The 3,642-nt window shown below is 70.4% G+C and carries 4 protein-coding genes; 2 read left to right on the top strand and 2 right to left on the bottom strand.

Annotated features, from left to right (window positions below):
* On the top strand, positions 1-927 hold a 927-nt coding region (locus tag G3N97_RS37435), incomplete at its 5' end, for a CoA transferase (protein WP_205997786.1).
* 41 nt (positions 928-968) lie between these two features.
* On the opposite strand, the gene G3N97_RS37430 is transcribed toward G3N97_RS37435, so the two are convergent.
* Positions 969-1,715, bottom strand: a complete 747-nt coding sequence (locus tag G3N97_RS37430; RefSeq protein ID WP_074986242.1) for a GntR family transcriptional regulator — start codon at positions 1,713-1,715, stop codon at positions 969-971.
* Between the two features lie 199 nt (positions 1,716-1,914).
* Here G3N97_RS37430 and G3N97_RS37425 point away from each other — a divergent pair, with 199 nt between their 5' ends.
* Positions 1,915-2,760, top strand: a complete 846-nt coding sequence (locus G3N97_RS37425) for an aldo/keto reductase (RefSeq protein WP_205997785.1) — start codon at positions 1,915-1,917, stop codon at positions 2,758-2,760.
* Positions 2,761-2,989: 229 nt separating this feature from the next.
* Here the strand turns inward: G3N97_RS37425 and G3N97_RS37420 are convergent.
* Positions 2,990-3,642, bottom strand: a 653-nt coding sequence (locus G3N97_RS37420; RefSeq protein ID WP_205997784.1) for a hypothetical protein, incomplete at its 5' end; no start/stop codon positions are given.

Here is a 3,642-nt window from a genome sequence, read left to right as displayed (position 1 = left end):
CACGAACAGGCGCGCGCGGTGGCGGGCTTGCCGCTGTTCGAGATCGAGCGCATCGGCGACGCGGACCTCGATGCTCGCGACGCGTTGCGCACCGTGGGCGCGCGTCCGCTCGACGGCCTGCGCGTGCTCGACCTCACGCGCATCATCGCGGGGCCGGTCGCGGGGCGCACGCTCGCGCATCACGGCGCCGACGTCTTGCTGATCAACGGTCCGCATCTGCCCAACATCGCGCCGCTCGTGATCGACAACGGACGCGGCAAGCGTTCGGCCACGCTCGATCTGCGCGACGAAGCGGGGCGCGCGCAACTGCATGCGCTGGTGCGCGACGCCGACGTGTTCGTGCAGGGTTATCGTCCCGGCGCGCTCGCGGCGCACGGTTTCTCGCCCGAAGCGCTGGCGCGCGAGCGGCCCGGGATCGTGTGCGTGTCGATCTGCGCGTACTCGCATCGCGGACCGTGGCGCGAGCGGCGCGGTTTCGACAGCCTCGTGCAGTCGGCGAGCGGCATCGTCTGGAGCGAGAGCGTGGCGGCGTCGTTGTCGTCGTCGTCGTCCTCATCGTCGCAACAGGCGGCGTTCGCGAGTCCGCGTCCGTTGCCGTGTCAGGCGCTCGATCACGCCACCGGTTATCTCGCCGCGTTCGCCGCGATGACCGCGCTCGCGCGACGAGCGAAAGAGGGAGGCAGCTGGCACGTGCGCGTCTCGCTCGCGCAGACGGGCCGCTGGCTGCAAACGATGGGCACGCTCGACGACGGCCAGCACGCGCCCGAGGTGAGCGCGGCCGACGTGGCGGACTGCATGGAAGAGATGGACACGCCGTTCGGCCGCGTGCGCGCCGTGGCGCCCGCCGAACGGCTCGAACGCACGCCCGCGTTCTACGCGCGGCCCTGCGTGCCGATCGGCACCGATGCGCCGCGCTGGACGTCGTGAATCGGTTTATCGGCGAGCCCAGGAAACAGGCAGGACGCCGCTTACTTGCGCAACTCCGCGACGAAGTCGTAATAGTCGTTGCGGCAGTAGGTATCGGTGAGTTCGATGGCGCGCTGATCGGCGGTGTAGCCCACGCGCGTGATCAGCAGCAGCGCTTCGTTGGGCGCGATGCTCATCTGCTGCGCGATTTCCTCGCTCGCGTTCACGGCGCGGAAATGCTGGAGCGCGCGCACGATCGCCAGTCCGCGCTGTTCGAGAAAGCTGTAGAGCGAGTCGCCGATCGCGTTCGGATCGGGAATCAGCGCGGCGGGGAAGGTGGAATTCTCGACGGCCATGACGATGCCGTCCGCGAGACGCAGACGCTTCAGACGCGTGACGGCGGCCGCGGGCGAGAGGCCGAGCTGGATCACCTCGTCGCGGCTCGCCGGCTGGATCTCGCGCGAGAGCCAGCGCGAACTGGGCGTGAAGCCGCGCTGGCGCAGCATTTCGCTGAAGCTCGTGAGGCGCGAGAGCGGGTCTTCGTAGCGCGGCGTGATAAAGCTGCCCGCGCCTTGCGTGCGGCGGATCAGCCCTTGCTCGACCAGCAGCGCGATGGCTTTGCGCGCGGTGATGCGCGAGACGCCGAGCGCGTCGGCGAGCACGCGCTCGGACGGCAGCGCCTCGCCGGCGTTCCAGCGATTCTCGTGGATCGCGTCGCTGAGCTTGCGCGCGAGCTGCAGATACAGCGGCGTGTCGTTGTCCGGGTCCGGGCGCAGGCCGCGCCAGCGGTCTTCCGTGGGAGCGTTCATGGGAGGCAGGCATGAAAGGCGAACGGCAATTTTATGACATAGGCGGCGCCGCGCGGTAATGCCGGAGTTACGCGCGTGCGCATGCCCGTCGCGACGCGCGGCGATACACTGGGCGCTTTGCCGCGCGTGGCGCTGACCTGGCCGTTGTGCTTGGCGTCGGGCGGCGCGTCGAACGCAAGGCATCGCGAGGGGAAAACACATGAGCACCGATATCGCCAGCATCGCGCTGCCCGGCGGCGAGCGCATCGCGAAGCTGGGCCAGGGCACGTGGGAAATGGGCGAGCGCGCGTCGCGTCGCGCCGACGAGATCGCCGCGTTGCGCGAAGGCGTCGCGCTCGGCATGACGCTGATCGACACCGCCGAAATGTACGGCGACGGCGCGACCGAGGAACTGGTCGGCGAAGCGCTGCGCGGGCTGCGCGACGAGGTGTTTCTCGTCAGCAAGGTGTATCCGCACAATGCGAGCCGGCGCGGCGTGGAGCGCGCCTGCGAGGCGAGTCTCGCGCGTCTCGGCACCGATCGCATCGACCTGTATCTGCTGCACTGGCGCGGTGGCGTGCCGCTCGAGGAGACCGTCGCGGGCTTCGAGGCGCTCGTGCGCGCGGGCAAGATTCGCTACTGGGGCGTGAGTAATTTCGACGTCGACGATATGGAGGAACTGGTCGCGCTGCCCGGCGGCGCGGCGTGCGCGGCCAATCAGATTCTCTACAACGTCGCGCGGCGCGGGCCGGAGTTCGATCTGCTGCCGTGGAGTCTCGCGCGCGGCATGCCGGTGATGGCGTATAGCCCGGTCGATCATGCGCGTCTGCCGAAGCGCTCGCCGCTCGACGATATCGCGGCGGGGCATGGCGTATCCGTGTGGCAGGTGGCGCTGGCTTGGGTGTTGCGAGCGAGCGGCGTGTGCGCGATTCCGAAGGCGGCGCGCATCGAGCATGTGCGCGAGAACCGCGCGGCGCTCGACCTGAAGCTCGGCGAGACCGATCTCGCGGCGCTCGATGCCTACTTCAAGCCGCCGCGCGGCAAGCGCGCGCTGGAGATGCTGTAACGCGGGGAGAAGCGTGGCGCTGTGCCCGGCGGGTTTTTCCAGGGGCACAGCTCACGAGAGACGCGGCCGGGTCGCCAGAAGACACGCGCTGTGCATGGCTTCCGGCCACCGGCGGCGGATCCCGGCCGGGGGACCGGGGGACCGCCGCCGTTGCTGCCTGGAATGGCGCGACCGGCGGTCGCGCCAATTCGGGGTGGCTGTGGCAGCGCTTCTGCACCGCCGTGCGAACTCAATGACTTCCGCCGCCATGGCCGCCACCGTGGCCGCCGCCGTACCCGCCGCCCGGGCCGCCCGACGATCCACCCTTGCCGAATCCGCCTCCGAATCCTCCGCCGAAGCCGCCTTTGCCGAACCCGCCGCCAAAGCCGCCGCCGAAGCCACCCGAAGGTCCACCTGAAGGCCCACCGTGGCCGCTGCCGCAACCGCAGCCGCTGGAGCCGCCGCCGTTGTTGCCGCCACCGTTGTTGCCGCCACCGTTATTGCCGCCACCGTTGTTGCCGCCGCCGTTGTTGCCACCGCCGTTGTTACCGCCACCGTTGCTGCCGCCGCCTTTGCTGCCGCCCGAGTTGCTCGACCCGCTGGTCGCGCCGCTCACGCCCGAGCTGCCGCCGCGTCCGGTGCCGGCGCTGCCCGAACTCGTCCCGCCCGACACACCCGCGCTCGCGGATGCCGACGAACTGTTGCCGCCGCCGCGTCCGCCCTGGCCGCAGTTGCCGTTGATGCCGCTGGTGCCGTAGCAGTTCTTCGGCGTGAAGACCGTTGCGGCGTCATCGGCTGCGGTGATCGCATCGGCGCTCTGGCTCACGCCCGGCGAGGGCGCGGCGCTGCCGGTGCTGCCCGCGCTGCTGCTGGTGCTGCCGGTGCCTAGATCGGAAGGGCACA

Origin of the sequence: Paraburkholderia sp. Ac-20347, assembly GCF_017104805.1 — a bacterium.
GTDB classification, from domain to species: Bacteria; Pseudomonadota; Gammaproteobacteria; order Burkholderiales; family Burkholderiaceae; genus Paraburkholderia; species Paraburkholderia tropica.
Note: the sequence above shows the minus strand (reverse complement) of the source record. Positions and strands in the feature narration are given on the sequence as shown.

Bases quoted from the DNA above. Each gene is read 5' to 3' on its own strand.
- G3N97_RS37430 (WP_074986242.1), bottom strand. From the start codon at position 1,715: ATGAACGCTCCCACGGAAGACCGCTGGCGCGGCCTGCGCCCGGACCCG.
- G3N97_RS37425 (WP_205997785.1), top strand. From the start codon at position 1,915: ATGAGCACCGATATCGCCAGCATCGCGCTGCCCGGCGGCGAGCGCATC.